This window comes from Vibrio sp. DNB22_10_4, from assembly GCF_052879755.1.
This window is the reverse complement of the sequence record NZ_JBNNXW010000001.1, coordinates 277,649-303,990: the sequence shown is the minus strand read 5'-3', so window position 1 is coordinate 303,990 and position 26,342 is coordinate 277,649. Positions and strand designations below refer to the sequence as shown.

The following is a 26,342-nucleotide window of genomic DNA, read 5'->3' as shown; positions in this document are numbered from 1 at the left end:
TTCCTATGCAACGCAAAGAGATACTAATGGCGGCGCAAGATCTGCAAGTACACTTTACGGTCAAAAAGCACCTTATCCCCAGAAAACGTAAGGTGGTCAAGGCCGTCAATGGCATTGATCTTGATGTTTATCGCGGCGAAACCTTAGGAATCGTCGGCGAATCTGGTTGCGGCAAATCAACGCTAGCGCGTGCGCTACTGAGATTGATCGAGCCAACTCAAGGCGAACTCATCTGGAAAGGTGAAGACATGCGCGCATTTGGCAAAGCCGAACTTGCTCGCCGCCGCCGTGAATTTCAAATGGTATTCCAAGATCCCTCAGCTTGCTTGAACCCTAGGCTAACTATTGCAGAGTGCATTGCCGAGCCACTGCTCACACACGAACCTCAGCTCAAACGCCAAGAAGTCGAACGACGCGTCATCGCCATGATGGACAAAGTTGGTTTGTTGGCAAGCCAGCGTAATCGCTATCCTCATGAGTTTTCAGGCGGTCAATGCCAACGTGTCGGCATTGCAAGAGCACTAATCCTCAATCCTGATCTCGTCGTCTGTGATGAGCCAGTCAGTGCATTGGACGTTTCGGTTCAAGCCCAGGTCATTAACTTACTCGATGACTTAAAAAAAGAGATGGGACTGACCCTGGTCATGATTGCGCACGATCTGAGTGTGGTTCGACATATCAGCGACCGCGTGATGGTAATGTATCTTGGCAAACCGATGGAAGTAGGACATTATCAGCAAGTGTTTGATGAGGCTAAACACCCTTACACTAAAGCACTCCTTTCCGCAGTGCCCATCGCCAATCCAACACTCGCCAAAGCGCGCGACATTCAACTTTTGAGTGGAGATTTACCTTCTCCACTCAACCCGCCAAGCGGCTGCGTATTTAGGACTCGCTGCCCAGATGCAACGGAGCAATGTGGACAGCAACCACCCACGAAAACGGGTAACCAGCATCACCATATTTTTTGTACTCACTCGACATTAGGAACGTCCCCTGTATGAAACAGAACCCAATTTGTGAGCGATTAGCTCTTCTGCGCAATGCCATGAAACAGCGTGGCTACAGCGCGTATATCGTCACCAATAATGATCCACACAACAGCGAATACTCGGCAGCTCACTGGCTAGCGCGCAGTTGGATCTCTGGCTTTACTGGCTCAGCAGGCGATGCCGTGGTCACCGCTCAAGGTGGCGGCGTATGGACAGATGGCCGTTACTATATTCAAGCCGAGGAGCAACTATCTGGTACCAGCTTGTCGCTGTTCAAAGCAAAAGAAGTGGAAACGCCATCTATTGCCAAATGGCTAGCACAAACTCTACCGACACAGTCAGTGGTCGGTGTCGATGGCCGCTCTATCAGCTACGCGTTCTATCAGCAGCTTGAGCAAGAATTGACCCCAAAAGGCATTCGCATTGAGCTTGCCGACATCCTCACGCCGATTTGGCAAGAGCGTCCGCTGCGCCCACAAGCGCCAATCTTCAGCCATGATATCGCCTATGCCGGTGAGTCGGTGGATGACAAGCTCACTCGATTGCGCGACTACCTTCGCAATGAGGACGCGCAAGCACTACTGGTCTCTACCCTTGACGATGTCATGTGGAGCCTAAACATTCGTGGTGCAGACACGCCATATTGCCCGATTTCAGAAGCTTACTTACTCGTTACTGCACAAAGCTGCCATTTATTCATCGACCGATTAAAAATCAATGCCGCGCTTGAAAAGCAGCTGTTAGATGCAGGCATTGTGACGCTCGACTACGGCAAAGTCTCAGACACTATCAACTTGCTACCGAGCAAAGCCAAGCTTCATTTTAGCTCAACCAATACTGACAGCCTGCTCGCCAGCTCGATTAATCTGACCATTTCGTTAGTCGATACCCCATGTGTCGTCACCAAAATGAAGGCTCAGAAGAACCCAATCGAACTGGCTTCCATGGAACAAACCCTGATTCAAGATGGTGTGGCCATGGTGCGCTTTATGCACTGGCTAGAACAGCAGGTTCCGAGCGGCCAAGTGACAGAACTCGCAGCAGAGCAGCAGCTACAAGGCTACCGCAAGCAGCTTGACGGCTATCTGTCCGACAGCTTTAGAACCATCGCAGGCTTTGCAGAACATGGCGCCAAAATGCACTATGCTGCCAACGAACAAAGCAATGCGACCGTCGATGAAAGCAATCTGTTTCTAGTCGACTCTGGCGGTCAATATCCGGGTGGCACCACTGATATTACCCGTACTTTCCACTACGGCCAGCCAACTGAGCAGCAGCGTGTCGATTACACCCTAGTGCTCAAGGCTGTCATTCGCCTAACGAGCGCGCAGTTCTTAAAAGGCACCACAGGAGCGAACCTCGACATCCTTGCTCGTGGCGTCCTCTGGCAGCATGGCATTGACTACAAATGTGGTACTGGTCATGGTGTGGGCGTCTGTTTGAACGTGCATGAAGGGCCGCAAAACTTCTCTCAAAACATCAAAGAAGTGGCGCTAGAGCTTGGCATGGTGATCACCAACGAACCTGGTATCTATCGTGAAGGCGAATACGGCATTCGCATTGAAAACATCATGAAGGTAGTGCCGCGCACCTCAAACGAGTTTGGTGAGTTCTATGGCTTTGAAACCATCACCATTGCGCCAATTGCAACCAATCTTTTAAACCTAGCAATGCTCGAGTCCACAGAGCGCTCATGGCTCAATAACTATCATCAACAAGTGTTCGAATTGCTATCGCCATATCTTGCTGGCGATACGCTCGATTGGCTCAAGGGCGCGACGCATCCGGTTTAATCACTTCCTCTCCCGTGTTCCTTTCACGTGTTAGCCAGATGAAAAGCAAGCTCTGATGGCTAGTGAAGAAAGGTTTGCCAGCGCAAGCTGGCTTTTTTGGTTTTGTCGATAAAAGGGAAAGGCGAGTTTGTGGTGGGTTAGCCCAAAGACAGGCTAACCCACTGCTACTTATCGCTTTTCATACAGCGGGACATTTTCTCCCACTATGTATTTTTGCCTCAGTGTGCTCGACACCTTATCTAGCCCCATAATGATGGCGACGAGAACAAGTGTGATAAATGTCACCACATCCCAGTTCCACAAGCGCATGTTTTCCGCATAAACCAAACCGATACCACCAGCGCCAACAAAACCTAATACCGCCGCAGAGCGGGTATTTGATTCCAGTTGATACAAGGTTAATGCAAGAAAGGTCGGGAATGACTGAGTAAAGATGGCAAAACGATGTTTCTGTAGATTGTTTGCCCCTAGCGCGGTTAGCCCACGGGACGGCTTATTGTCTGCTGATTCGTGACTCTCCGCATACAGTTTGCCGAATAGTCCCAAATCTTGAACAAACACCGCCATCACCCCCGCAAGAGGCCCCAGACCCACGGCACGAACGAAGATCATGCCCCAAATAGCCATATCAATGCCACGCAGTACATCAAACAGACGACGCATCAAGGTAGCGATAATGCGAAACGGTCCAGTCATCACGTTGCGAGCAGCCATAAAGGATAAAGGCAATGCTACAAGAGATGCGGTTAACGTGCCGCCGAATACAATCGCCAGTGTTATCGCAATTTGCTTAAAATAATAGGCAAACGGCCAATCCCAGAAGTCTCTCCATACAAACATATGCAGGAAATAGCTCATGATTTTGCTATTCCCCATTTCAAACTGCTTTGAAGACACACCAAAGAAAGTAAAGAATAGGAAGTAATACACCAAAACGCTGATCGCGAGCACTGCAACAATGGTCAAATAACGTTTTTGCTGCGAGAAAATCGCTTTATTTTCTTGTTTGATTTGCTCTAACGTTAATTCCGTCATTTTGCATCTCCACTGATGACTTTTTTGCGCAGAACGCCCGACGTCATGTCTATGAGCGCGACGACAAGGATGATCAACAACAGCGTGATGCTGACCTGATCATGTCGACCCAAGCTGATGTTTGTCATCAACTCTTGACCAATCCCCCCCGCCCCTACTAAGCCAAGAATGGTCGATGAGCGAAAATTGATTTCAAATCGAAGAAATATATACGACAGGACGGTTGGCTTAATCTGCGGCCAAAAACCAAAACGCAATCGCTGGACGGGTGTTGAACCACACGCGGTCAGGCCTCGAACCGGCTTATCTGAAATGGTTTCGATAGATTCATAGAACAGTTTGGTCAGGCTACCTATCGTATGCAGTGTCAAAGCCACGAAACCAGGGAAGGTTCCGACGCCATAAGCCATCACAAACATCACCGCCCAAGCAAGCTCCGGCATGGTGCGTAAAAAGGCCACAAAAGAACGCACTGCCACTCGAACAGGCGCAGGAGCATAACCATTACTGGCGGCCAAAAACGCCAATATGATTGCCACAACGGATGACACTAATGTCGCAGCAATCGCGACATTGATCGTTTCCCAAAGAAGAGGGATTTGAATAGGTAAACGATAGCCCCAATAAATCAAAGAGCCGGGTACTGCTCGACCGTTTTCGTCTCTGCTCGCAAATAAAACATCCCATGAAAGCTGCGGAAGCGTATCGTAGATATAGTCAAACAGCGCAGGTGCATTGCGCAAAATGGTTGAAAGACTGAACTCTGCATAATGCCCAGAAAGCAAATAAAGCAGCATAAACATCGATGACCACATAAGTGCGTCCATCTTCTGCTTGCGGCGAGCCTGTTGGTAATATTGTTCAAACTGCATGAAATTGACCGTAGAAGTAAGAAGCTGGTAGGCACCTACCAGCTTTGTATTGGGAAGGGATTAACGCTGAGCGAATTTAGTCGCTTGTACCAAATCGATAATTGACTGATATTCAGCAACACTTGTCTCTTCAAGGTGAAGCGAACCACCAGCCGCTTTGCTAAAGCAAGCATTGTCTTCACGATCCAACTTTTTCACAGCTGATACAAGCTTGTCTTTGAAGTCAGGGTCTAGGCGGTTACTTACAATCGTTGGACCGTTGGCAATAAGTGGCGATTCCCAAATAATGCGGATTTTCTGCATTAGGTCAGCGTCGTGATCCATGTATCGTAGTAATGCCCCAGCGCTGTACCCTTTGTCCGCTTCACCCACCATTGATGACCAAGTTACCGCAGCATCAAACTGACCATTTAGAACACCGACGATGTCTTGCTCATGTCCACCAGAGAAGTTGACCGATTTGAAGAAACCATCAAATTGATTATCCATGTTTCCACCCAGCGTATTTTCTAACTGGTTGTTTGGGATAAGAAAGCCTGAAGTCGAGTTAGGATCAGCGAAAGAGAACACCTTGCCTTTCAAGTCTTCAATAGACTTATATGGGCTATCTTCTTTAACCAATATAACCGAGTGGTAGCCGCGAGAGTTATCGGTGTTATCGACTGTGATACCAACTAGATCCACCGCTTTAGGGTCATTTAAGTACACCTCAGCGTATGACTTAGGTGACATGTTGATGACCAAATCGATTTTTTCACCCAGCAAACCTTGAATAACTGCGTTGTAATCGCTGGAGTTACGAATGTTGGTTTTCACACCCAGTTCAGCATTCAAGAAATCAGCAACACACTGGTTATCACCGATTTGAGCTGCTGCATTCTGGCCACCTAGGATACCTAGGTTGATTTCACTTGGAGCAGCTGCATTCGCGTTGAAAGTCATGGCTGACGCTACAGCGATACCAATAGATAGAAGCTTTTTCATCACTTGTCCTTAAAGATTTATTATCCAGTTTTCAGATTGGATTAGTTGATTTGGTCGATCTCATCACCATAAAGGTGATGTAAAACATCATCATTGAGGCCAGAAGGATGCCCGTCGTAAATCACCTTGCCTTTAGCAAGACCAATTACTCGGGAGCAATACTCCTGAACCAGTTCAATTGAGTGCAGATTCACCATTACTGCCACACCATCACTGCTCACTTTTTGCAGTGCTTCCATAATGCGAACGGTATTTTTTGGATCCAACGAGGCAACAGGCTCGTCGGCAAGAAGGATCTTTGGGTTTTGCATCATTGCACGGCAAATCGCGACACGCTGTTGCTGTCCGCCAGATAGGTTTTCTGCTCGTTGCAGTGCATAAGGCAACATGTTGAGCCATTTCAGCAATTGGATGGCTTGAGCTTTATCTTGATCACTAAAGATTTTAAGTAGCGACTTAAGCGTCGATGTATGGCTCAAGCGCCCAAGTAGGACATTGGAAATCACATCCAAACGAGGCACTAAGCAGAAATCTTGGAAAATCATGCCGCAATGAGTACGCCACTCGCGAATCTCTTTTCTCGACATCGACAGTACGTTGTCTGTCGATAGGTCTTTGTGAACATTTAAAATTTCGCCACTCGTCGCAGGTATGGTGCCATTCAACGTATGCAGTAACGTCGATTTTCCCGCTCCAGAACGCCCTACCACAGCAACAAATTCACCAGCGTGAAGCTCAAAGCTGATCCCATCGAGAACCACTTTTCCTTCTTGATAAGATTTAGTCAAAGCGCGAGTTTCAAGAACCTTTCTACCCAATTGCGGGGATGCAATCTCGTCTGCATCCGATACAACTGTCAGTTCAGGCATGGTCATGGCCATAAATATTATTCCAGTCAATAGTCGTTATTGATTGAATATTAGAACGTGGGATTTTGACGAATTCGGGATAGTTTTATGACTACTTTATGAACAAACAACATGCACCATTCGAAATAAAGGTGTGAATACCACCGTTTCACTCAATTTATTGACGAACAAAATTAAGCATCTTGATCATTACGCTGGTTTCTCAACTGGCTACGCCATCACGTAGGGAGGCACAAAAACAGCCTTCTTCACTTGCGTGGGGTTATGACACTGCAAAATCCTGTCATCTCGTATCAAGTTAATGTGAATCCAAGATATATATATGTCTGCAATCAGCGAGTAGAAAACCTCGTTTACCTCAATTAATTCAGACCCTTAAGTACAAACAGATAAGTTATCGACACTATTGAATTGTTGCAGTTCTGCAAACAAATCGACACGTAACTTTCATCTTGTCCCTTCAGAGTAGCGTTATCAGAGAAACATACACATGTGAAAAGCAGCAATGGACTTGCTGTTTTTTGGGTTAACACATGTCTAGATAACTTACTCGCGAAGGAGGCCAACATGCCAGTCTACTTAGATATTGCTTCGGTACTAGAGCAGGAAGTTCGTGAACGTTACGTTCCCGGCGATTACCTTCCTGCGGAAGGCAAGCTTGCGCAGCGCTTTGATGTGAATCGCCACACGCTTCGCCGAGCGATTGATGAGCTGGTAAATACTGGCATGGTTCAGCGCCACCAAGGCAAAGGCAATATGGTGGTAAGGCAACCTAATGAGTATCACGTGCATTCGGGTGCGCACTTTACCAAAAATCTGATTGAACAAGGTGCAAGGCCACGCTGCGAGGTAATTCAACATCGAGTGTTCGTCGCACCGCTAGACATCGCAACCAACTTAGGTGTCCCTGAGGGCAGCAAGATCATCCATATCCGTACACTGCGAAAGACCGAAGAGTGCCCTCGTACCATCATTGATCACTACTTAGCCAATATTGAGTGGTGGAGCATTTTGAAGAACTACCAGAGTGGTTCACTGCACGAATTTATTAAACGCGGACTTGATATAGAGCTCGAGCGCAAAGAAACCCGTGTGGGTGCAAAAACACCAACGGGTGAAGAGTGCCGACTGCTGCAAATTACATCAAGTACACCAATTCTAAGAGTTAAAACCAAGAACGTTATCAAGGGAACCAACTTGGTGGCCGAGTTTTCGACCTCCAATAGCCGTTCCGACACAACTGAAATAGTAATGGAGCATTAAATGACAGCTGTCAGCGAGAGAGCAAGCTGGATGTCAACATTGGCACAAAGTCAGCAGAGCGAATTAGAGCAACTGTGGCACTCAACCAAGATTGAAGCGAGTTACCAAATGGTACGTCAACCAGAGATCGGGTTGGCACAAGTCCGCGCTCGAATGGGGGGAAGCGGTCGTGAGTTCAATATGGGCGATGCCACGATCACTCGAGCTGTCGTCAAATTGGACAGTGGGGAGATGGGTTACAGCTACTTGCGCGGTCGCAATAAAGCCCAAGCAGAGCTAGCCGCCGTCATTGATGGCCTACTACAGACCCAATCACACCATGAGCAGTTAATGCGCATGGTCGTTGAGCCTTTGGCGGCGATGAAGCAAGAACAGCAGCAGCTCAGAGCAAAAGAAGTGGCGACCAGTAAGGTGGACTTTTTCACCATGGTACGCGGTGAAGATTGATTCAAGGTACATGAACAAAGTTGGTTTAACGAATTAACCAAGTAAGGCAGAGATAATGACCACAATTACTACTGCATTTAAAGATGCAGTCCACGACAGCCAGCAGTGCTTTAGATTGCTGCTTAAGGCGATGTCTGAGCCAGGTGAGAGCGTCGCTCTAGATATGAGCAAAGGCTTTGGCTCGATGCATAAAGCAGCAACACAAACCTTGTTGAGTTTAAGCGACAATGCCACGCCGATCTGGCTGTCAGAGTCATACCGAAAAGACGCCGCCATTCTCGAAAACATTCGCTTTCACTGTGGCAGTCCCGTTACCGAAACACAAAACAGTGCCAGCTTTGCTGTGATAGCGGAGCAAGATTTGGCTGACTTTGATTGGAACAAAGCAACATTTAGCCTTGGCTGCGAAGAGTACCCTGATCAATCTACGACGGTCATCGTTGAGCTAGGCAGCTTAAGCAATGGTACTGTAGAGAATCCATCTAAAGGTGGCATCACGCTTACGCTATCAGGACCGGGTATCGAATCACAATCGGCGCTGCACATTGGCGTGGTCGCTCAGGAATTTCAGCACTTCTTACAAGAACGCCAAGAGCACTTTGCCTTTCCACTTGGTATCGATTTGATCTTAGTGTGCGACGAGATCATTGCCTGCCTACCACGAACCACACTTGTTGAGGTGAACTCATGTATGTAGCAGTAAAAGGTGGTGAGAAAGCCATTAACAACGCCCATCAGTTACAGGCTAAAAAACGTCGTGGCAATACCGAATTAGCAGAACTGACAGTGGCACAAATCAGCGAACAGCTCTCAGGTAGCGTTGATCGTGTGATGACGGAAGGTGGCATTTATGACCGTGAATTAGCCGCGCTGGCTGTAAAGCAAGCAAACGGCGATCTAGTAGAAGCGATCTTCTTACTGCGTGCTTATCGCACCACGTTGCCACGCCTTTCAGTTTCTCAGGCAGTAAACACCAGTGAAATGCGCATTGAGCGCCGCATCTCCGCTACCTATAAAGACCTGCCAGGCGGACAAGTATTAGGTCCAACGTATGACTATACCCACCGTCTGCTGGACTTTAGTTTGATTGCTGAGGGTGAAGCACCTCAACTCGACACATCGGATGTTCAAGCGATGGAAACTTGCCCTCAAGTGATGAGTATTCTTGAAAATCTCGACTTGATGACGACTGAAGAAGACAACCAACAAACCCCAGAAGATATCACCATGCATCCGGTGAACTATCCGTGTGATCGCAGCGCGCGATTACAGAACTTGGTTCGAGGCGATGAAGGCTTTTTGCTGGCGCTCGGCTATTCAACGCAGCGCGGTTATGGCCGAAATCACCCATTTGCAGGTGAAATCCGCATCGGTTTCTGCGATTTAAGCGTGGTGCCTGAGGAGCTTGGTTTTGCCATTGATATTGGTGAGGTTGAGCTAACCGAGTGCCAAATGGTCAATGGTTTCGTGGGAAGCAAGACAGAAAAAGCCAAACTGACTCGCGGCTATGGGTTGACGTTTGGCTCGACTGAGCGCAAGGCGATGTCGATGGCGCTGGTTGATCGTTCATTGCAGGCGGCAGAGTATGACGAAGCCGTTGATGGTCCAGCTCAGGACGAAGAATTTGTGTTGTCGCATTCAGATAACGTAGAAGCTGCGGGCTTTGTCTCTCACTTGAAACTGCCGCACTACGTAGACTTCCAAGCAGAGCTAGAGCTACTTCGTAAGATGCACAAAGAGCATGATGAATTCACTCAGTCACAAGGCGAGAAAAACCAGGAGAGCCAGTCATGAGCCAAGTATCAACCCATACTCCGGCGCAAGGTGTAACCGGTTACAACTACGGTTACCTTGATGAACAAACCAAACGTATGATTCGTCGCGCTCTACTCAAAGCGGTTGCGATTCCGGGCTATCAAGTGCCATTTGGTGGCCGTGAAATGCCAATGCCCTACGGCTGGGGAACCGGGGGGGTTCAGATCACCGCAGCAATCATCGGTCAAACCGACACGCTAAAAGTGATTGACCAAGGTGCCGACGACACAACGAACGCGGTTTCCATTCGAGAGTTTTTCAAGTCTGTGGCAAGCGCGAAAACCACCGAGAAAACCGTAGACGCCTCAATCATTCAAACGCGTCACCGTATTCCAGAAATCACCCTCGATAAAGACCAGATCCTGGTGTACCAAGTGCCAATCCCAGAGCCACTGCGTTTTATTGAACCGAGAGAGACGGAAACGCGCAAAATGCACGCACTGGAAGAGTACGGGATAATGCACGTCAAACTCTACGAAGACATCGCACGATTTGGTCATATTGCCACGTCCTACGCGTATCCGGTGTGCGTCAACGATCGCTACATTATGGATCCTTCTCCGATCCCTAAGTTTGATAACCCCAAAATGGACAATATGGCGGCGCTTCAGCTGTTCGGTGCAGGTCGTGAAAAACGAATCTATGCCATTCCGCCATATACCAAAGTGAAAAGTCTGGACTTTGAAGATCATCCATTTGAAATCCAACAATGGGATGAACCGTGTGCCATCTGTGGCGCTACGGACACCTTCCTTGACGAGGTTGTTATGGATGACAAAGGCAATCATATGTTCGTTTGTTCTGACACTGATTACTGTTCACAGCAAGTAGAACAACACACCACCCATGCTAAGGAAACGGAGAGTTACGCATGAGCACGTTAGCGGTAGAACAGCCGACATTTGATACCAACGCTTCAAAGATAAGTGAGCAGCCACTATTGTCGGTTCGTAACCTCACCAAGCTTTACGCACCTGGAAAAGGCTTTACCAATGTCTCGTTTGATTTGTACCCCGGCGAAGTACTAGGGATCGTGGGCGAGTCCGGTTCAGGCAAAAGTACCTTACTAACATCACTGTCGGGTCGCCAAACGCCAGACAGCGGTGAGGTGCTTTACATCCGCGGTCGCGGAGAAGACCAAGTGACTCAACTTGAAGATCTCTATTCGATGGCAGAGAGTCAGCGTCGCCAATTACTGCGCACTGAGTGGGGCGTTGTGCACCAACACCCAATGGATGGACTGCGCGGCCGCGTGTCTGCTGGCGGCAATATTGGTGAACGTTTAATGGCCGTGGGCGAGCGTCATTACGGCGACATTCGAACTGCGTCAACAAAGTGGCTCACTGATGTAGAAATTCCTCAAGACCGAATTGATGACATGCCAACGACGTTCTCTGGTGGTATGCAGCAGCGCTTGCAGATTGCTCGCAACTTAGTCACGCATCCGAAACTGATTTTTATGGATGAGCCAACTGGCGGATTGGATGTATCGGTACAGGCAAAACTTCTCGACCTATTACGCCGCCTTGTCACAGAGCTGGAACTGGCGGTGGTTATCGTCACTCATGATCTAGCGGTGGCCCGTTTACTGGCTCATCGACTCATGGTGATGCGTCGCAGTGAAGTGGTAGAGACTGGGCTAACAGACCAAGTGCTTGATGACCCACAGCACCCTTACACCCAACTACTGGTTTCTTCCGTGTTGCAGAACTGATGACTGAATAAAGGAATTTCTATCATGACAACAGAAACAAAAATCATCGTTTCCAATGTAAGCAAAACCTTTGTTCTGCATAACCAAAATGGCATTACCTTGGATGTTCTTAACAACGCCAACTTTAGCGTCGCGAGTGGCGAGTGTGTGGTGCTTAATGGCCGCTCCGGTTCAGGGAAATCCACTTTGCTACGGGCACTTTACGCCAATTACCTTGTGGATACTGGCGACATCGAAGTCGAGCACCAAGGGCGCTGGGTCAATATTGCTAAGGCGCAGCCGCGTGAAATCATCAATGTTCGCAAGCATACCATTGGCTGGGTCAGTCAATTCTTGCGCGTCATCCCTCGTATTAGCGCATTGGAAGTCGTGATGCAGCCAATGTTAGAAATGGGTGGCTGCCGCGATCAAGCCCAGCAAAAAGCGAAAACACTGCTGACTCGTCTAAATGTACCAGAGCACCTTTGGAACTTGGCGCCAGCCACATTTTCCGGTGGTGAGCAGCAGCGCGTGAATATTGCTCGAGGCTTTATCGTCGATTATCCCGTTCTGCTGCTAGATGAGCCAACGGCGTCGTTAGATGCTACTAACAGTGCGGTTGTGGTGAATCTGATTCAAGAAGCGAAAGAGCGCGGCTCTGCCATTGTGGGGATTTTCCACGATGAAGCGACTCGAGATCAGGTGGCGGATCGTTTGTATGACGTGAAGAAACAAAACGATGCCTCTCAACAGTCTGAGCAAAGCAATACTCAATCAAACCCTATCTCAGCATGCGCATAACGGGAGAAAGCAGCATGATTATCACCAATGTAAATTTGGTTCTTGAGAACGAAGTAGTAAAAGGCTCATTAGAGCTTCGTGACGGCAAAATCGTTAGCATGTCAGATTCACAAAGCCAGGTAACAGGCGCCTATGACGGAGAAGGTGACTTTCTCATGCCGGGCTTTATTGAACTGCATACCGACAACCTAGAACAGTACTTCACGCCGAGACCAAAAGTGGATTGGCCGCCTTTCTCGGCGATGAGTGCGCATGATACTCAGTTGATTGGCTCAGGCATTACCACAGTGCTAGATGCGGTGGCGCTGGGTGATTTTCGAGATGAGAAGCGTCAAACCAACTTGGATCTGTTCATCAACACTGTGGTGGATAGCCAAAAACGTAATCTAACGCGTGCCGAACACCTACTTCACCTTCGCTGCGAAGTGCCCCATGAAAGCACTGTTGGTATGTTTGAAAAGTACGTCGATTTACCGGAAGTTCAGTTGGTTTCTTTGATGGATCATGCACCTGGTCAGCGCCAGTTTGTCGATGTAGAAAAGTACCGCACTTACTATCAGGGCAAACACAATCTAACAGACAGTGAAATGGCGGCGTTTGAGAAGAAGCAAGTAGCGCTTTCTGAACGTTGGTCGACGCAAAACCGCAATGAAATCTGTCGTCAGTGTCGCGAACACAACATTCCAACAGCAAGCCACGATGACGCGACGACGGCTCATGTTCAAGAGTCAAAAGACTTAGGCATGGTGATCGCAGAGTTCCCAACGACAGTGGAAGCGGCGAAACGCTCTCATGAACTTGGACTGAAAGTGCTCATGGGGGCTCCTAATGTGGTTCGCGGAGGGTCTCATTCCGGCAATGTCGCTGCGCACGAATTAGCTTCTCACGGTGTATTAGACATCCTATCGTCAGACTATTATCCAATGAGTCTGCTCGAAGGTATCTACAAATTATCATGGGATGAGCGCAACACCTTAACACTTCCACAAGCTGTTCAACTGGTCACCAAGAACCCGGCGCAAGCATTGAGCCTTGATGATCGCGGTGTGATTGCGGAAGGAAAGCGTGCTGACCTGGTGCTGGCGAAGCAAGTGGATGGGCATCCGTTGGTGGCTCGTGTTTGGCGACAAGGTAAAAAGGTGTTTTAGCCGATGACTATTAGCACACTATTAGAAGCATCCTCGGATGCTTCTTTTTCACCTACTGTGGACTTCGCCAACGCGTCTACCAAGCGCAAAGGCAAACTTTACTACGTGATAGGGCCTTCAGGTGCGGGCAAAGATACCCTGATAAATGCCATTCGCACCGATCACCCTGAAGATATTATCGTTGCTCATCGCTATATCACGCGTCCCTTCGGTGCCGGTGGTGAAAACCATATTGCAGTAAGTAAGCAGGAATACCTATCTAGACAGCAGAAAGGACTATTTGCCATGAGCTGGCAAGCCCATGGCCTCTGCTACGGCGTGGGACTAGAAGTGAAGACCTGGCTCGATAAAGGCTTTTCTGTCTTACTGAACGGCTCGCGTGCGGAACTGTCTCAAGCGCAGCAGTGTTTTGGCTCAGATCTGGTTCCGATTGTGGTCAATGTCGAGCTAGATGTACTGCGAACTCGATTGCAAAACCGAGGGCGTGAATCCATCGAAGAGATTGAACTCAGGTTACAGCGCGCCAGCGAATTTTGCTTATCGGAACAAGAGGGTTTTTACCCTATTGATAACAGCGGCGACGTGCAATCCAGCGCTAAGCAGTTCCGCGACATTCGTTTTCAGCTTGAAGGGAAGTCGTAATGAAACTTGTCATGTTGGGTACAGGGAACAGCGCCATGGTGCCAGTTTGGGGCTGCGACTGCGAAATATGTGCCGAAGCAAGGCAGGATAGAACCCTACGACGTGAGAAAAGCTCAGCCTATATTGAACACAATGGCCGTAAGCTGCTACTAGATGCCAATGCCCCCGATCTTCTGGATCGCTTTCCATCCGGGTCGATCGATAAGATTCTGTTAACACATTTCCATATGGACCATGTGCACAGTTTATTTGATCTTCGCTGGGGCAAGGGCGCGCTTATTCCTGTGCATGCACCAGAGGATGAGCAAGGGTGTGATGACTTGTACAAGTACCCCGGTATATTGGACTTTTCGCAACGTTCACAGCCGTTTCAATCCTTTATGTGGCAAGACATCACCATCACGCCACTTCCCCTCAATCACTCTCGACCTTGCATGGGCTATGCCTTTGAGCTTAATGGCCGCTGCATCGCTTATCTGACCGATACCAATGGCCTGCCTGACGCGACGACAGAGTGGCTTAAACGACGCTCTGTAAACTGGATTGTGACCGATTGCAGTTTTCCCCCTATCGAATGCGAGCACACAAGGCTTAGCAATAACCACAACGATATCTACCAAGTACAAACCATCGCTGAGCAATGCCAGTGTGAGCGCATTGGCCTAATGCATTTAGGTCACACCGTTTTACTTTGGGCTAAGCAACACCCGCAGTGTTTTTCTGACAGCTTTCAACTTCTTCAGGACGGACAGGAGATCCAACTATGAGTCAGCCTCTTTCACCAACCCTCTCTGCCGAGTCGAGCGTTTCGCCGTGCAGCCAATTACATCGCACGGAACTCGGTCGCTGGACTGAAGTTGCTCAGCGATGTGTGTTAAATAATGTCACCCTAGGTGATTACAGTTATATCCAAAATGATTGCAATTTAATGTTTACCGAAGTGGGTAAATTCACTTCCATCGCCGCTACTGTTCGCGTCAATCCAAGCAATCATCCATGGTGGAGACCGACATTGCACCACTTCACTTATCGTCCTGGTAAGTACGGTTTGGGAGAAAACCCATCGGTATTAGATGACGAAGTGTTCAGTTGGCGTGAAGAAGACAAAGTCGTGATCGGCCATGATGTTTGGATAGGTCATGGTGCAATTATTTTACCTGGTGTCACTGTCGGAAACGGTTCGATTATTGGGGCGGGAAGTGTAGTGACAAAAGATGTCCCGGCCTACTCGATTGTGGTCGGTAATCCGGCGCGAGTCCTGCGCCCACGATTTGAGGATGACAGCTTTGGATCTCGTTTAGAGGCGCTAGCTTGGTGGGACTGGAGTGATGAGCAAATTGCGATGGCGCTGCCGCTGTTTCAAAAGGATACGCGAGAATTTTTAGCTTACTTTGAAAATATGCAATAACGCGTTATAGAAAAAATCCCAGCCAAAGTGCAGCTGGGATTGAACCATTCACACAACAACTAACGTCGACATTCCGTCGTATCCAACTCAACGATCAGCGATGCACCACTGTACTCACCAGAGACTTGAATGTAGCCCCAATAATTATCTTGCTTATCCAATACAATACACTCGCCATTACCAAGCTGCGCAGAGACCACATCCGAAGCCGAGCCTGTTGGCCAGCCTTGGTTGCTATAACGAAGCGTTAAATCACCACTACCGTGTGCGGTTGAAATCGCGATACTGCTACTGGTATTGACCGCCTCAACACTGAGCCACAGCGGGGCACTTGAAGAAAGGCAAATCGCCTCACCAGCCGTAACGCGGCCGCTGCCTGTAGCGTTATTACCACTGCACACATCGGGCACCGGCACTCCACCAATCAATTGCTGTGTCCACTGTTCAAATTCACTTTGATATTGCACTGCCCACTGATTGACGTGACCTTTGTAAGCAGTCCAATCACCGCGCCTGGTTTCCACCAGCATGTGCGCTAACTCTTCTTTATGGCGCTCAAACATAAACCTTACCGCTAAGTAACCCCAACGATAGATTCGGTCGACATCAAAACCGTCGTAGGTGGTTTCAAATATCTCTTGCAGGGTAAACGCGCTGCCATCAGCAATGGTGTCCAGCGCCGCTTGGTTGTCGTTTTGTTTTGAGATGTACTCTGCCACCCCTTCACTCCACCACACCACTTTCTCAGTCGGTGTCGAAAAGTTGCCATATAAATCAAAACGACCATCTAGGTAATGGACATACTCATGCTCTAGGTTCCAGATAAAATGATCTGGGTTGGCATAACTCGCTTCATAGGCAATAAAATTGGGCACATTGCCCTGCACCGAAGGGTCGCCTTCTAGATACATGCCACCGTTGTTTGTATCGATACCAAAGATGGGGCCAGCGTATTTACGGTAATCCGTACTGGAGTTGAAGATATTAACTTGAAGCTGGGTATTGTAATCGTCAGCAACGGGTTGATTGCCGGTTTCTAATTCAAAGTGAAAATGCGTTTCTTCAAAACCCATCTTGTCACACGCAGCTTGCTGCTGCGTAAGGGTCAGATCTTGAGAGAGAATACGAATTGTATCGCTACAGGTGTAATTTTGGCTCAATACCAGACCTTTAAGCTCGGTTTCAAAGCCGCAAATGCCATAGTCAGCGCAGTCCGCGTAGTAGCTGGCAACATCCGCCGCAGCAAGCCACACTGAATCTCCGTTGCCATACATAGTGTATTGGTCAAATAAGGCGGAGAGCTCTGATGTAACCACTGGGGTGATGGCAGTATTGGTGTACTGCGTCATACGCGCCAATTCACGGCCAGCATTGACAGCCATAAACTCAGATTGGGAGTTGAGTTTGGCACTGTCTTTTGCGAACGCTGCCAGATTGCGCACTAAAGACTCTCGCCCACCAATAGCGGTTTTAAAAGCACTGCTCCACTGGCCGCGATACAAAATAGTGAAAATACCATTAACCGCATCACGCATATTCCAGTGCTGAGCATAATCATCGTTCCAGCGAGCTAACCACTGTTCGATAACGTCTAAATATTCATGTTGCAGGCTAGCGCTGTCCATGGTGGTGATCACTTCTGCCAACACTTTGCCGTGCGCATCATTGCTGGCATAGAAATGTGTGTTGGCCACAAAGGTATCGACCGCTTCTTTGACCGCTGTCGTTACCCAAGAAGTGAGGCTGACGCCGTCGTTATAAAACTCAGCGTAATAGCCTGCACGCAAATACAGAAACAACGCTTCCAGCTCATCGCTGCCGGTTCCGGAATAGGTTTTAGCCAGTTCAGTGGCGTGTTTGGCCACGTAATACATATTGTTGGAACTGAAGGCGTCGATTTGAATTTGACTGTCAGCGGAAAACAAGTCATTTACGCACTCCGCACCTTGGGTTTTCAGCTCATTGATAAGGGTTTGGCTGTTTGATGTCGCGAAAGAGGACACATCGCACTCAGCCACAGCTTGGACACTAAATGTCATAACTTGTGGTTGAGGATTAATGGTGATTGCCCGCTCTTGAGACGGGCCGGTATCTAGGTTGTCATTATGGTCATCACTTTCATGAGCGTGATGGTGGTCGGCATCAATGACTTGAGGTACTGGCGCTGTATCCGCCAGCGCAGAGAAACTAACCAAGGACGCTGCCAAGGCCAGAGAAAGTTTGTTCAATTCCATTTATTTTTGTCTCTTTGGTCTAGTTGTGTAAGCAAGCTGCGATTTGCTATGGTTTCCAATAGCAATTTTTGCAAATAGCAGTCGTTTCAAAGTGCGCTTTTCACCGCACTGGAACATTCACCAAACTAGACACCAACCCCAGAATCAGAAACATTTTATTAACATCACGCCAATTTGGTTTCAGATACTGGGACTGGTAGAGTCAAAAAATGATTTTATAAAATATACATTAATCTAATTGCGTACATAGACTAGAAAGAAGCATTAACTTGCACGTCGAGAGCATTGAGTCTGCTCACCAGTCATTTCTTTGAGTGTCATGGTGGTTGCCGATACCTCCAGTACTTCGGTAGTGAGCTCTTGATACTCGCGCAGCGCCTCGGCTAATGGTTCTGATAACTCATTACCATTCGAATTGGCTGTCGCCATACTTAGTACCTCAAAACGCTCTGTCAGCATTGTCCCGTCTAGCTGCCAACTGCCCCCGGTAACCAACTCAACTTTGACCGCACCTTTTCCAGTCGTCACAGGATAATTTAGGAACACACGACCACTAAACTCACCATTCTCTCCATATGCGACATGCACCTTGGATTTGATGTCCGTTAGCTTATATTCGCACTGCCACGCTCCGGCGATATTTTGCGGTGTAATGGCTAGCGACTGCTTGGCTTGGCTCTCTGGCTGACTGCACCCCGCTACCGTCAATGCGGTGATGGCCGCGACGATCACTCTTTTCATACTGCATCCTTGTACTGGACCGATTGTCACTATAATTGTAGTTAATCCATTGTTTATTTGGCTGATTTGCTTCAAAGCTTTTAGGCTGGCATCACAATTAAACCGAGCGGTTCGAGCAGCTGGGCTTGCTGCCAATCACAGATCTTTACACCGGTTAAGTCGATGCGCCTTGGATCGAGTCCCTCTAGATCCACATGGCATAGATCGGCACCTTGGAGGCGACATTGATCCCAACAATCAGGCGAAAATACGCCGCGACTTAAATCGGAACCTTTCAGCGACGCACCTTGCAAATTAGCGCCAATCCAACGATTCTCAAACAAATCACATTTCTCAATGACTTGACGCTCAAAATTGGCGTAAGACAAGTTACAACCAGTAATGAACACCGAGCAAAAATACATGGTATGGCTGACTTGATTGGCAAATCTCGCCCTCGCAAAATTAGCGCCTTTGAGGTCACACTCTCTAAACTCGGCTCCAAAACACTCCGCTCCCTCAAAATTGCTCATCGCCAACTGACAGTTCTTGAAACTGGCATCCTTGAGGTTAGCGTAATCGAAGTGACAGCCTTCCAAGTCGCTACGATCAATAAACTTACAATGCTCGAAGCTCGCATCAGATAAGTCAGCACGAGAAAAGTCACATTGGTAGAACTGGCAGTTGGAAAACGAAGACTGCGATAAATCCTGCCGTGAAAAGTCGTGTTGATGAAAGGTTTTGTCTTGGTAGTGCGAATTACTTTGATACATAGTTTCTCGATATATGTGCTGCTGCCCCAAAAGGCACTGTGTTCCTCACGATTGGTTTACGGAGCATAACATTGAGGGCAACCTGAAACTAATAATAAATATTCATTAAAAACAACAATTTAAACACATGCAGAATAGCCAATTTAAGGGGTCATTTCAGCATGCTAACCCCCATGAAATTCAATGAGCGCACGCTCATGTCAAAAAAATAATTTAGAGCCGGAGAGAGCGATAGATAAGCTTTCCAATACGTTAGTTGACTTAACAATGAATAACGATAGAATTGGTTGACTTGGTCAACTAACTTCCTTTCACAGCCTTAGTTGACGCATGCGTTCTATCGCTCTTCAATACATTCTCAACTTGAAGGATTTAAGCTTGAAACAACCTCAACCCGTGCTGGGATCAAAAGGCACCCTATTTTTCCTCGTCATTATCAGCGCCTTTCCCCCTCTGACGATTGATTTGTACCTGCCTGCCCTGCCCACTATGGTCGATGTCTTTAATACCACCGAGTCCATGGTCAACCTGACATTAAGTAGCTATTTCATCACCTACGCCGTTGGTCTTCTGTTTTGGGGACCACTGAGTGAAAAATTTGGCCGCAAACCCATTTTGCTGGTTGGTATTGGTAGCTATATGCTGGCCAGTATTCTGTGTGCGCTTTCTGGCAGCATTGAACACCTTATCGCCTCACGCGTTGTGCAAGCCTTTGCGGGCAGTGCCATCACGGTGGTGTCGACCGCCATCGTTAAAGATATGTTTGAAGGTAGAGAACGCGAGCGCATCATGGCCACCATTATGTCACTGGTGATCATTGCCCCTATGGTAGCGCCCGTATTAGGAGCATTTTTGCTGCAAATCGCCTCTTGGCGAATGATGTTTGTTACGCTCGCGATTTTTGGTGCATGTGCATCACTGTTAGCGTTTTGCTACAAAGAGACCTTAGAAAGCCGCTACACAGGTTCATTAGTGCGATCTTGGACTCGTCTTGGTGTCGTGATTCAAAACCCGCGCTTTGTGATTCTGTTGTGCATTTTCTCCATCGCACCTATGGCTTTGATGGGTTTTCTCGCGGCGGGTTCTTACATCTACATCAACGGGTTTGGTCTAACCGAACAGCAGTTTAGCTATTTCTTCTCGTTCAATGCCATCGTCGCCTCTTTTGGCCCAACCATTTATATGAAGCTTTCACGCCACATCGCCGTGCAGAACGTCATATCAGGGTGCTTTGCCGTATTGGTTGCCGTTGGTGTTATGACACTTACCTTCGGTGATACGTCTCCATGGGCATTCGCGCTACTTTGCGCCCCTGCAACGCTCATGGTAATTATGATGCGTGTTCCAGCGACCAACCTAATGCTTGATCAACAAGACAAAGACACCGGCTCCGCAGTCGCGCTAATTCAGTTCTTTGCCATGATTTGCGGCTCAGCAGGCATGCTGTTGGTATCGATTCGACCAGAATCACTGATTGCCAACCTTGGCATGATCCAACTATGTATTGGTGTGATTGGCGGCTTGATGTGGCTGATGGTGAGAAATCGCGCCTTTGTGACGGATAATCTTGTGAAAGCAGCATAGCTGTTCGAAACATTTCTAAAAGGGGCAAAACGCCCCTTTTTTTGTATACTCGATAATCACTTAGGTAAAAGGAGTCTATAGAATGAAGTTTTTGGTTTTTCTGGGTTCGGTTCGTGAAAGCACTCCCCCTAGCCCAGCTCGGCTAGGAGCAAGAATCAGCCAGGCCTGCGAGTCACTCCTTAATCGCGCTTACCCCGAACACAATGTAGAAATCATCGACCCACTAACTCTCGATCTAGGTGAAATTTTCAAACCCGAGTTTGCCTATAGCCGAAAACAAGTTCCCGCCGACCTAAAACAGCTTGCTGATAAAATCGCGGAAGCTGATGGCTATGTGATGGTCTCCCCCGAGTACAATCATTCTATGAGCCCTGCTTTAGCGCACCTTCTCAATCATTTCGGCAGCTCGCTGTTTTCTTATAAGCCAAGTGCCATCGTTACCTATTCTGCAGGTCAGTGGGGCGGCGCTAGAGCGGCCGTATCTATGCGAACGTTTCTTTCAGAGCTGGGCTGTTTACCCGTTTCAGCAATGATACATATTCCAAACGCCGCGAAGGTGTTTAACGATGAAGGCAAAGCACATAGTGAGGAAGCGCAGAAGGAGTGGGACAGTTATATGAATCGAACCATGGCTCAGCTCGTATGGTGGGCAGAGGGCACCAAGCAGCAACGTGAAAACCTAGACCCAAACTCACTCATTGAAGCATTTCAACGCGACCCTTCACAAAGAAACGCACCCAAGTAATCGGGTAGCAAAACTACGCAAGTCTATCGCTTGTATTTGTGCAGTATGTTTTTAGGGCTGTGGCAAGAGTCGTGAGGACGCAAACCGGAAAAATTGAAAAGAGAGGGCTTTATTCAGCCCTCTCTTTCGTCTTTGATAACGGGAAACAGCTTTACTTACTGCAACACGCAAGCATCGATAAGCGCCTTAATGTCTAGAACATGCTTTCGCAACATAGATTGCGCTTCCGCAATTTCGCCAGAGCTCAACAGCTGATAAATACGACGGTGATCTTCTAAAATCTCTCCGTACGCGTCATCTGTCGTGGTCAAATGGCTGCGAATAGCGCCGATGTGGAACTGCACTAATTGATAACTTTTTTGAAGCAGAGAGTTTCCACAAAATTTAAAAAACGACTCATGAAACTCGCCATCTAACAATAGGAATGCTTGGTAGTCACGGTTTCTAAATTTATGCTCCATTTTCACGATGCTAATCTCTAAACTTTCCAAGAAAGCTTGTGAATCATTTCGCATCGATTCTTCTAATGCAATTGGCTCTAGATAACCGCGAAAATTGCAAAGCTCAATGATTGATTGTTCATCAGGCTGGAAAACAAAACTTCCTTTTTGAGGAATGATATCGATTAATCCTTCCTGCTTAAGGATAAACAGCGCTTCACGCACGGGGGTCTTACTGACTCCGAACGTTTCAGAAAGAGATGCTTCAGAAAGAGGTTGGCCCAACTTTAACTCACCACTCACTATTGATTGGCGTAAGCTCTCTGCCACATTTTCCGTTAAACTTTTTGGGCGAGTGATAGCTTTCAATCTCGATACCTCAACACTAAAATTCAGATCTCGTCAGTCTACCTTAAACTGACTCTATTCTCAGCAACAAATAGAGTATGGAGCGACCGACAAATACGTATAAGATTCAAATTCGTGATGGGGTGCATACTGATACATCACAAATTTAATCAACTATTTAGCTAGCGCATAGATTGGCGATTTCTTTTAAAGGCCAAGTAGCAACGCTAACAAGATATACCCTCCCCCAGAAACCACGCAGTAACGTTTATTGTTCGTTGCACGCAGCATTTTTTGCCCAAGTACCTGCCCACCTATGTACAACATAGCGCTAGATGAGACAAAGCCCAGTGTATACAGGCCAAGCCCATGACCTACTGAACTTTCCAAAATATGTACGTATCCATGGAAGGTCGCTAGCGCAGCTAACCCGCAAACAGCCCACTTACTCGGAGAGCGGACTAACCCACCAAACACAAGCGAAGCACCAACAAACAGAACTGACAATAAAATTATCGACTCAAGCATTGGGATCATTAAGCCCATATTCGCCAAAGCAGCGCCAACACACAGACTTACAATCAATATTCCCAAAACCATCTTATGGAATAATTTGCTGGAAGAGAAAAAGACACGACACAAAACACCGAGTCCGAACATGACCGCCAAATGATCCAAACCGGTAAACGGATGTATAAAACCCGACCAAAAACCACTCTCTGCATGCCCTGGGTGAGCCAAAGCCATCGCTGGCGACATCATAAGTGTTGCAATCCCTATTCTCTTCATAAACCAAACCTTGTTATCAACGAGACGTTCATTTCAATGACAGTAACCTGTCTCAATTACGAGACTAACATATCAGATACCAACCGTACAAATTCAAACTAATTTCTTGTTTAAAGAAGCCGATCACACAATCAAAAATCAAAATAAACAAAGACCAACAATTACTAGAATCAGTCAACGCAAACCCATAAAGTATCTAACATATCAGATTAATTCTATACGTTGATTACTTAAAAGATCCGTTAAAAGGCCAGAAACCACAATGCATATCCATTTAGACATCATCGGCGGAATCGCTGGAGATATGTTCACCGCAGCCATGCTGCATGCTTCTCCTGAGTTAAAACAACCATTGTTCGAAGCACTAGAAGTGGTAAGAGAGCAGACCCAAGTCGATTACTGGGTCGAAGATACTATGGATAAAGGCTTGAGTGGCCAGCGCTTTCATGTAGAGGAAACCAACTCCAGTACAGACCACCATCACCATCACCATCACCATCACCATCACCATCATGGTGAACATAGAAGCTGGAAAACCATCAAGGCATTACTGGAAACTGTCTCCATTGAAGACCAAGTAAGACAAAATGCGATTGGCATTTTCCAACTTCTCGCTCAAGCAGAAGCTGGAATTCATGGCAAAAGCGTAGAAGATGTCCACTTCCATGAAGTTGGCGCGTGGGACTGTATCATCGACATTGTTTCAGCCAGTTGGCTCATTGTGCATTCAAAAGCCACCTCTTGGTCATGCTCTGATATCCCTTGGGGAGGTGGAACGGTTGTTTGTGCTCATGGTGAAATCCCTGTACCTGCTCCAGCCACGTTAACGTTACTAAAGGGATTTAACGTCGTCGATGACGGGATAAAGGGTGAAAGAGTCACCCCTACTGGCGCTGCTATCTTAGCGTGGTTATCACCCTCTCAAACGGTCGCTCAAGGTAGTATCAGTAAAGTAGGTTATGGATTTGGAAAACGTAAACTGCCTAGCCGAGCAAACTTGCTTCGAGCGACAGTTATCGAATCCAACAACAAGAACGCACAACTCGACAGCCAACAGATTTGCGTCATTCAGTTCGATATCGATGATATGACCGGTGAGATGCTGGCAATTGCTAGAGAGAAAATTCGCAAGCAACATGGCGTTTACGAAGTGACGGAGTCCATTTCCCACGGTAAAAAGAATCGTCATATCAACACCTTTACTCTACTGACCTCTCCATCACATCAAGATTCAATCATCGAGTTTGTTTTCAATCATACATCGACGATTGGTGTTCGCTATTGGCACTGCATGCGCAAGGTCTTACCGCGCCTACACCACAAAGTGACGACGAATGACCAGCAATATGACGTTAAAACGGTTCAACGTCCTGATGGCTCGGTTACCAGTAAACTGGAGTCTGATCACTTAAATAACGCAGAGATGAATTACCAATCTCAAACTGCTCTTAAATCTCAGATAGAGGCGAACGCTGCTAATGAACACTCTGAATCATAAATTGGATCGCTTACGAGACATACTCAAGCGTCTAAGCAAAGTCACCGTTGCCGTTAGTGGTGGCGTTGACAGCATGACTTTGGCTTATGTGGCTCATCAAGTCTTAGGCCAGAATGCTAAAATGGTTCATGCCATTTCACCGGCGGTACCACCACAAGATACGCAGCGTATTCGTGATTTTTCTCAGAAGCACCAATGGAGCCTAGAGTTTGTCTCAAGCGGTGAAATTGACACTGAGGAGTATCAAAATAATCCCGTAAACCGCTGCTACTACTGTAAAACGTGTCTCTACAGCACACTCAAAAATCTCAATTTTGGTCAAGTCGTTTCCGGGACGAATCTTGATGATCTTGATGACTACCGACCAGGGTTAATTGCCGCCAAAGAACACAATATTGTGCACCCGTTTGTCGAAGCAGAAATATGCAAGCAAGACATTCGCGATATTGCATTGCAGCTTGGGCTACCAACCCTATCCTCGCTGCCCGCTTCACCTTGCCTTGCAAGTCGAATCGAAACAGGAATCCACATCGATGGCGATAACTTGCGCTTAGTCAACGCGGTAGAACAACATCTTCGCTCACGAGTCCACAGCACAACATTACGATGCCGAGTCAAAAAACAGCAGATTGGTATTGAAGTGGATAGCAATACGTTGCAGCGACTGTCACAAAGCGATATTGATGAGCTCATCCAGGACGTTAGTAAGATCACACACCAGTTTCACTCCTCGGTACCGATTCAGTTTATGCCTTATCAGAGAGGTAGTGCGTTCATCGGAGACAAACAATGTCAGACATCATTATAGATTTTGACCGCAAAGCGCGCTGCGCTGTTGAAGAAGCGATATTGTGTGAGCGCAAGAGCGTTACGCAAATCGAACAGATCATAGCAATTGGCCTTGAGAAACAAGTACGCTTTCTGTTTACACGCTTGGAAGAGCAAAAATGGCAAAAGCTGAATCCCACCCTTCGTGAGCACCTTGATTATTGCGCCTTGTCACACACCGCTGTGATGGGTAAGGTCGAGACGCCCCCTGCCCAAGAACCGATGATCGCTATTGTCTCCGGAGGCTCGTCAGATACCGGTGTATGTCGCGAAGCGCTAACTACACTCAACTATCATGGCTACTCGGCCAAACTTTTTGAAGACGTGGGTGTATCAGCACTGTGGCGATTAACCAATGCACTTGAAGACATTAACAAGGCAAAAATTATTATTGCGGTTGCGGGAATGGAAGCGGCATTGCCAACTGTGCTGTCTGGCATGACACACAGGCCAGTGATTGCTGTTCCGACCTCCGTTGGCTATGGAGTCTCCGAAGGTGGACAACTCGCACTCAACGCTTGTTTAGGAAGCTGCGCTGCGGGCCTAATGACCGTGAATATAGACAATGGCTTTGGCGCCGCATGCGCTGCCATCAAACTGCTTAAAAGCTTCTCATAAATG

General features: G+C 47.5%; 27 protein-coding genes. 18 read left to right on the top strand and 9 right to left on the bottom strand.

Going from position 1 to position 26,342, the window contains the following annotated elements; translation table 11 throughout:
* Positions 1–5: 5 nt before the first annotated feature.
* Both ACVA6Q_RS01210 and ACVA6Q_RS01205 read left to right on the top strand, forming a co-directional pair.
* Positions 6–1,004, top strand: coding sequence for an ABC transporter ATP-binding protein (locus ACVA6Q_RS01210; RefSeq protein WP_446646196.1), 999 nt, complete (start codon positions 6–8; stop codon positions 1,002–1,004).
* On the top strand, positions 1,001–2,785 hold the full coding sequence (locus ACVA6Q_RS01205; protein ID WP_446646195.1) for an aminopeptidase P family protein: 1,785 nt from the start codon (positions 1,001–1,003) through the stop codon (positions 2,783–2,785). Before ACVA6Q_RS01210 ends, ACVA6Q_RS01205 begins: the two co-directional genes overlap by 4 nt.
* Before the next feature lie 168 nt (positions 2,786–2,953).
* Here the strand turns inward: ACVA6Q_RS01205 and phnE (ACVA6Q_RS01200) are convergent, their stop codons facing one another.
* From phnE (ACVA6Q_RS01200) to phnC, 4 genes are read right to left on the bottom strand one after another with little or no spacing between them, the layout of a single operon-like run.
* A complete protein-coding gene (gene phnE, locus ACVA6Q_RS01200; RefSeq protein WP_446646194.1) occupies positions 2,954–3,820 on the bottom strand; it encodes a phosphonate ABC transporter, permease protein PhnE in 867 nt (288 codons plus the stop codon).
* Positions 3,817–4,692 (bottom strand): phosphonate ABC transporter, permease protein PhnE, encoded by an 876-nt coding sequence (phnE, locus tag ACVA6Q_RS01195; protein ID WP_446646193.1) that lies wholly within the window; start codon positions 4,690–4,692, stop codon positions 3,817–3,819. The genes phnE (ACVA6Q_RS01200) and phnE (ACVA6Q_RS01195) overlap by 4 nt, the downstream gene beginning before the upstream one ends.
* Positions 4,693–4,752: 60 nt before the next feature.
* Positions 4,753–5,676: a phosphonate ABC transporter substrate-binding protein gene (gene phnD, locus ACVA6Q_RS01190; RefSeq protein ID WP_446646192.1), complete on the bottom strand. Its 924-nt coding sequence runs from the start codon at positions 5,674–5,676 to the stop codon at positions 4,753–4,755.
* Positions 5,677–5,717: 41 nt separating this feature from the next.
* Positions 5,718–6,557 carry a phosphonate ABC transporter ATP-binding protein gene (gene phnC / locus ACVA6Q_RS01185; protein WP_446646191.1) on the bottom strand — a complete coding sequence of 280 codons (840 nt, stop codon included), beginning with the start codon at positions 6,555–6,557 and terminating at the stop codon, positions 5,718–5,720.
* Between the two features lie 555 nt (positions 6,558–7,112).
* Here phnC and phnF point away from each other — a divergent pair.
* The 11 genes from phnF to ACVA6Q_RS01130 are packed head-to-tail and all read left to right on the top strand — an operon-like array spanning position 7,113 to position 15,762.
* Positions 7,113–7,808, top strand: coding sequence for a phosphonate metabolism transcriptional regulator PhnF (gene phnF, locus ACVA6Q_RS01180; RefSeq protein ID WP_446646190.1), 696 nt, complete (start codon positions 7,113–7,115; stop codon positions 7,806–7,808).
* Positions 7,809–8,255, top strand: coding sequence for a phosphonate C-P lyase system protein PhnG (phnG, locus tag ACVA6Q_RS01175; protein ID WP_446646189.1), 447 nt, complete (start codon positions 7,809–7,811; stop codon positions 8,253–8,255).
* Positions 8,256–8,310: 55 nt separating this feature from the next.
* A complete protein-coding gene (gene phnH / locus ACVA6Q_RS01170; RefSeq protein ID WP_446646188.1) occupies positions 8,311–8,952 on the top strand; it encodes a phosphonate C-P lyase system protein PhnH in 642 nt (213 codons plus the stop codon).
* Positions 8,943–10,049, top strand: a complete 1,107-nt coding sequence (locus ACVA6Q_RS01165) for a carbon-phosphorus lyase complex subunit PhnI (protein WP_446646187.1) — start codon at positions 8,943–8,945, stop codon at positions 10,047–10,049. The genes phnH and ACVA6Q_RS01165 overlap by 10 nt, the downstream gene beginning before the upstream one ends.
* Complete coding sequence (locus ACVA6Q_RS01160) at positions 10,046–10,945, top strand: alpha-D-ribose 1-methylphosphonate 5-phosphate C-P-lyase PhnJ (RefSeq protein ID WP_446646186.1); 900 nt, start codon at positions 10,046–10,048, stop codon at positions 10,943–10,945. The genes ACVA6Q_RS01165 and ACVA6Q_RS01160 overlap by 4 nt, the downstream gene beginning before the upstream one ends.
* Positions 10,942–11,784 carry a phosphonate C-P lyase system protein PhnK gene (gene phnK / locus ACVA6Q_RS01155; protein WP_446646185.1) on the top strand — a complete coding sequence of 281 codons (843 nt, stop codon included), beginning with the start codon at positions 10,942–10,944 and terminating at the stop codon, positions 11,782–11,784. The genes ACVA6Q_RS01160 and phnK overlap by 4 nt, the downstream gene beginning before the upstream one ends.
* A 24-nt stretch (positions 11,785–11,808) precedes the next feature.
* A complete protein-coding gene (phnL, locus tag ACVA6Q_RS01150; RefSeq protein ID WP_446646184.1) occupies positions 11,809–12,564 on the top strand; it encodes a phosphonate C-P lyase system protein PhnL in 756 nt (251 codons plus the stop codon).
* Positions 12,565–12,578: 14 nt separating this feature from the next.
* Entirely contained in the window at positions 12,579–13,712 is a 1,134-nt protein-coding gene (gene phnM / locus ACVA6Q_RS01145) for an alpha-D-ribose 1-methylphosphonate 5-triphosphate diphosphatase (RefSeq protein WP_446646183.1), read from the top strand.
* A gap of 3 nt (positions 13,713–13,715) precedes the next feature.
* Positions 13,716–14,354 (top strand): ribose 1,5-bisphosphokinase, encoded by a 639-nt coding sequence (gene phnN, locus ACVA6Q_RS01140; RefSeq protein WP_446646182.1) that lies wholly within the window; start codon positions 13,716–13,718, stop codon positions 14,352–14,354.
* Positions 14,354–15,121, top strand: a complete 768-nt coding sequence (phnP, locus tag ACVA6Q_RS01135; protein WP_446646181.1) for a phosphonate metabolism protein PhnP — start codon at positions 14,354–14,356, stop codon at positions 15,119–15,121. Before phnN ends, phnP begins: the two co-directional genes overlap by 1 nt.
* Positions 15,118–15,762 (top strand): DapH/DapD/GlmU-related protein, encoded by a 645-nt coding sequence (locus tag ACVA6Q_RS01130; RefSeq protein ID WP_446646180.1) that lies wholly within the window; start codon positions 15,118–15,120, stop codon positions 15,760–15,762. The genes phnP and ACVA6Q_RS01130 overlap by 4 nt, the downstream gene beginning before the upstream one ends.
* 59 nt (positions 15,763–15,821) lie before the next feature.
* Here the strand turns inward: ACVA6Q_RS01130 and ACVA6Q_RS01125 are convergent, their stop codons facing one another.
* The 3 genes from ACVA6Q_RS01125 to ACVA6Q_RS01115 form a co-directional block, all read right to left on the bottom strand.
* Positions 15,822–17,996 carry a collagenase gene (locus ACVA6Q_RS01125; RefSeq protein WP_446646179.1) on the bottom strand — a complete coding sequence of 725 codons (2,175 nt, stop codon included), beginning with the start codon at positions 17,994–17,996 and terminating at the stop codon, positions 15,822–15,824.
* Between the two features lie 264 nt (positions 17,997–18,260).
* Positions 18,261–18,737 (bottom strand): hypothetical protein, encoded by a 477-nt coding sequence (locus tag ACVA6Q_RS01120; RefSeq protein WP_446646178.1) that lies wholly within the window; start codon positions 18,735–18,737, stop codon positions 18,261–18,263.
* Between the two features lie 80 nt (positions 18,738–18,817).
* Positions 18,818–19,489 (bottom strand): Qnr family pentapeptide repeat protein, encoded by a 672-nt coding sequence (locus tag ACVA6Q_RS01115; RefSeq protein WP_446646177.1) that lies wholly within the window; start codon positions 19,487–19,489, stop codon positions 18,818–18,820.
* Between the two features lie 378 nt (positions 19,490–19,867).
* Between ACVA6Q_RS01115 and ACVA6Q_RS01110 the strand changes: the two genes are divergently transcribed.
* Together ACVA6Q_RS01110 and ACVA6Q_RS01105 are read left to right on the top strand one after the other, a co-directional pair.
* Positions 19,868–21,073 carry a multidrug effflux MFS transporter gene (locus ACVA6Q_RS01110; protein ID WP_446646176.1) on the top strand — a complete coding sequence of 402 codons (1,206 nt, stop codon included), beginning with the start codon at positions 19,868–19,870 and terminating at the stop codon, positions 21,071–21,073.
* A gap of 82 nt (positions 21,074–21,155) precedes the next feature.
* Positions 21,156–21,818: an NADPH-dependent FMN reductase gene (locus ACVA6Q_RS01105; protein WP_446646175.1), complete on the top strand. Its 663-nt coding sequence runs from the start codon at positions 21,156–21,158 to the stop codon at positions 21,816–21,818.
* A 155-nt stretch (positions 21,819–21,973) separates the two neighbouring features.
* On the opposite strand, the gene ACVA6Q_RS01100 is transcribed toward ACVA6Q_RS01105, so the two are convergent.
* Together ACVA6Q_RS01100 and ACVA6Q_RS01095 are read right to left on the bottom strand one after the other, a co-directional pair.
* Positions 21,974–22,627: a GntR family transcriptional regulator gene (locus ACVA6Q_RS01100; RefSeq protein WP_042500107.1), complete on the bottom strand. Its 654-nt coding sequence runs from the start codon at positions 22,625–22,627 to the stop codon at positions 21,974–21,976.
* 186 nt (positions 22,628–22,813) lie between these two features.
* Positions 22,814–23,395, bottom strand: coding sequence for a HupE/UreJ family protein (locus ACVA6Q_RS01095; RefSeq protein ID WP_446646174.1), 582 nt, complete (start codon positions 23,393–23,395; stop codon positions 22,814–22,816).
* Between the two features lie 262 nt (positions 23,396–23,657).
* On the opposite strand from ACVA6Q_RS01095, the gene ACVA6Q_RS01090 reads away from it, so the two are divergent.
* From ACVA6Q_RS01090 to larB, 3 genes are read left to right on the top strand one after another with little or no spacing between them, the layout of a single operon-like run.
* Positions 23,658–24,893: a LarC family nickel insertion protein gene (locus ACVA6Q_RS01090; protein ID WP_446646173.1), complete on the top strand. Its 1,236-nt coding sequence runs from the start codon at positions 23,658–23,660 to the stop codon at positions 24,891–24,893.
* The gene (larE, locus tag ACVA6Q_RS01085; protein ID WP_446646172.1) at positions 24,874–25,701 is read left to right on the top strand and encodes an ATP-dependent sacrificial sulfur transferase LarE; all 828 of its coding nucleotides are present in this window, start codon (positions 24,874–24,876) and stop codon (positions 25,699–25,701) included. The genes ACVA6Q_RS01090 and larE overlap by 20 nt, the downstream gene beginning before the upstream one ends.
* Positions 25,683–26,339, top strand: a complete 657-nt coding sequence (gene larB / locus ACVA6Q_RS01080; RefSeq protein ID WP_418642712.1) for a nickel pincer cofactor biosynthesis protein LarB — start codon at positions 25,683–25,685, stop codon at positions 26,337–26,339. The genes larE and larB overlap by 19 nt, the downstream gene beginning before the upstream one ends.
* The last annotated feature ends 3 nt before the right edge of the window (positions 26,340–26,342 follow it).

Bases quoted from the DNA above. Each gene is read 5' to 3' on its own strand.
- ACVA6Q_RS01210 (WP_446646196.1), top strand. From the start codon at position 6: ATGCAACGCAAAGAGATACTAATGGCGGCGCAAGATCTGCAAGTACAC.
- ACVA6Q_RS01205 (WP_446646195.1), top strand. From the start codon at position 1,001: ATGAAACAGAACCCAATTTGTGAGCGATTAGCTCTTCTGCGCAATGCC.
- phnE (WP_446646194.1), bottom strand. From the start codon at position 3,820: ATGACGGAATTAACGTTAGAGCAAATCAAACAAGAAAATAAAGCGATT.
- phnE (WP_446646193.1), bottom strand. From the start codon at position 4,692: ATGCAGTTTGAACAATATTACCAACAGGCTCGCCGCAAGCAGAAGATG.
- phnD (WP_446646192.1), bottom strand. From the start codon at position 5,676: ATGAAAAAGCTTCTATCTATTGGTATCGCTGTAGCGTCAGCCATGACT.
- phnC (WP_446646191.1), bottom strand. From the start codon at position 6,557: ATGGCCATGACCATGCCTGAACTGACAGTTGTATCGGATGCAGACGAG.
- phnF (WP_446646190.1), top strand. From the start codon at position 7,113: ATGCCAGTCTACTTAGATATTGCTTCGGTACTAGAGCAGGAAGTTCGT.
- phnG (WP_446646189.1), top strand. From the start codon at position 7,809: ATGACAGCTGTCAGCGAGAGAGCAAGCTGGATGTCAACATTGGCACAA.
- phnH (WP_446646188.1), top strand. From the start codon at position 8,311: ATGACCACAATTACTACTGCATTTAAAGATGCAGTCCACGACAGCCAG.
- ACVA6Q_RS01165 (WP_446646187.1), top strand. From the start codon at position 8,943: ATGTATGTAGCAGTAAAAGGTGGTGAGAAAGCCATTAACAACGCCCAT.
- ACVA6Q_RS01160 (WP_446646186.1), top strand. From the start codon at position 10,046: ATGAGCCAAGTATCAACCCATACTCCGGCGCAAGGTGTAACCGGTTAC.
- phnK (WP_446646185.1), top strand. From the start codon at position 10,942: ATGAGCACGTTAGCGGTAGAACAGCCGACATTTGATACCAACGCTTCA.
- phnL (WP_446646184.1), top strand. From the start codon at position 11,809: ATGACAACAGAAACAAAAATCATCGTTTCCAATGTAAGCAAAACCTTT.
- phnM (WP_446646183.1), top strand. From the start codon at position 12,579: ATGATTATCACCAATGTAAATTTGGTTCTTGAGAACGAAGTAGTAAAA.
- phnN (WP_446646182.1), top strand. From the start codon at position 13,716: ATGACTATTAGCACACTATTAGAAGCATCCTCGGATGCTTCTTTTTCA.
- phnP (WP_446646181.1), top strand. From the start codon at position 14,354: ATGAAACTTGTCATGTTGGGTACAGGGAACAGCGCCATGGTGCCAGTT.
- ACVA6Q_RS01130 (WP_446646180.1), top strand. From the start codon at position 15,118: ATGAGTCAGCCTCTTTCACCAACCCTCTCTGCCGAGTCGAGCGTTTCG.
- ACVA6Q_RS01125 (WP_446646179.1), bottom strand. From the start codon at position 17,996: ATGGAATTGAACAAACTTTCTCTGGCCTTGGCAGCGTCCTTGGTTAGT.
- ACVA6Q_RS01120 (WP_446646178.1), bottom strand. From the start codon at position 18,737: ATGAAAAGAGTGATCGTCGCGGCCATCACCGCATTGACGGTAGCGGGG.
- ACVA6Q_RS01115 (WP_446646177.1), bottom strand. From the start codon at position 19,489: ATGTATCAAAGTAATTCGCACTACCAAGACAAAACCTTTCATCAACAC.
- ACVA6Q_RS01105 (WP_446646175.1), top strand. From the start codon at position 21,156: ATGAAGTTTTTGGTTTTTCTGGGTTCGGTTCGTGAAAGCACTCCCCCT.
- ACVA6Q_RS01095 (WP_446646174.1), bottom strand. From the start codon at position 23,395: ATGAAGAGAATAGGGATTGCAACACTTATGATGTCGCCAGCGATGGCT.
- ACVA6Q_RS01090 (WP_446646173.1), top strand. From the start codon at position 23,658: ATGCATATCCATTTAGACATCATCGGCGGAATCGCTGGAGATATGTTC.
- larE (WP_446646172.1), top strand. From the start codon at position 24,874: ATGAACACTCTGAATCATAAATTGGATCGCTTACGAGACATACTCAAG.
- larB (WP_418642712.1), top strand. From the start codon at position 25,683: ATGTCAGACATCATTATAGATTTTGACCGCAAAGCGCGCTGCGCTGTT.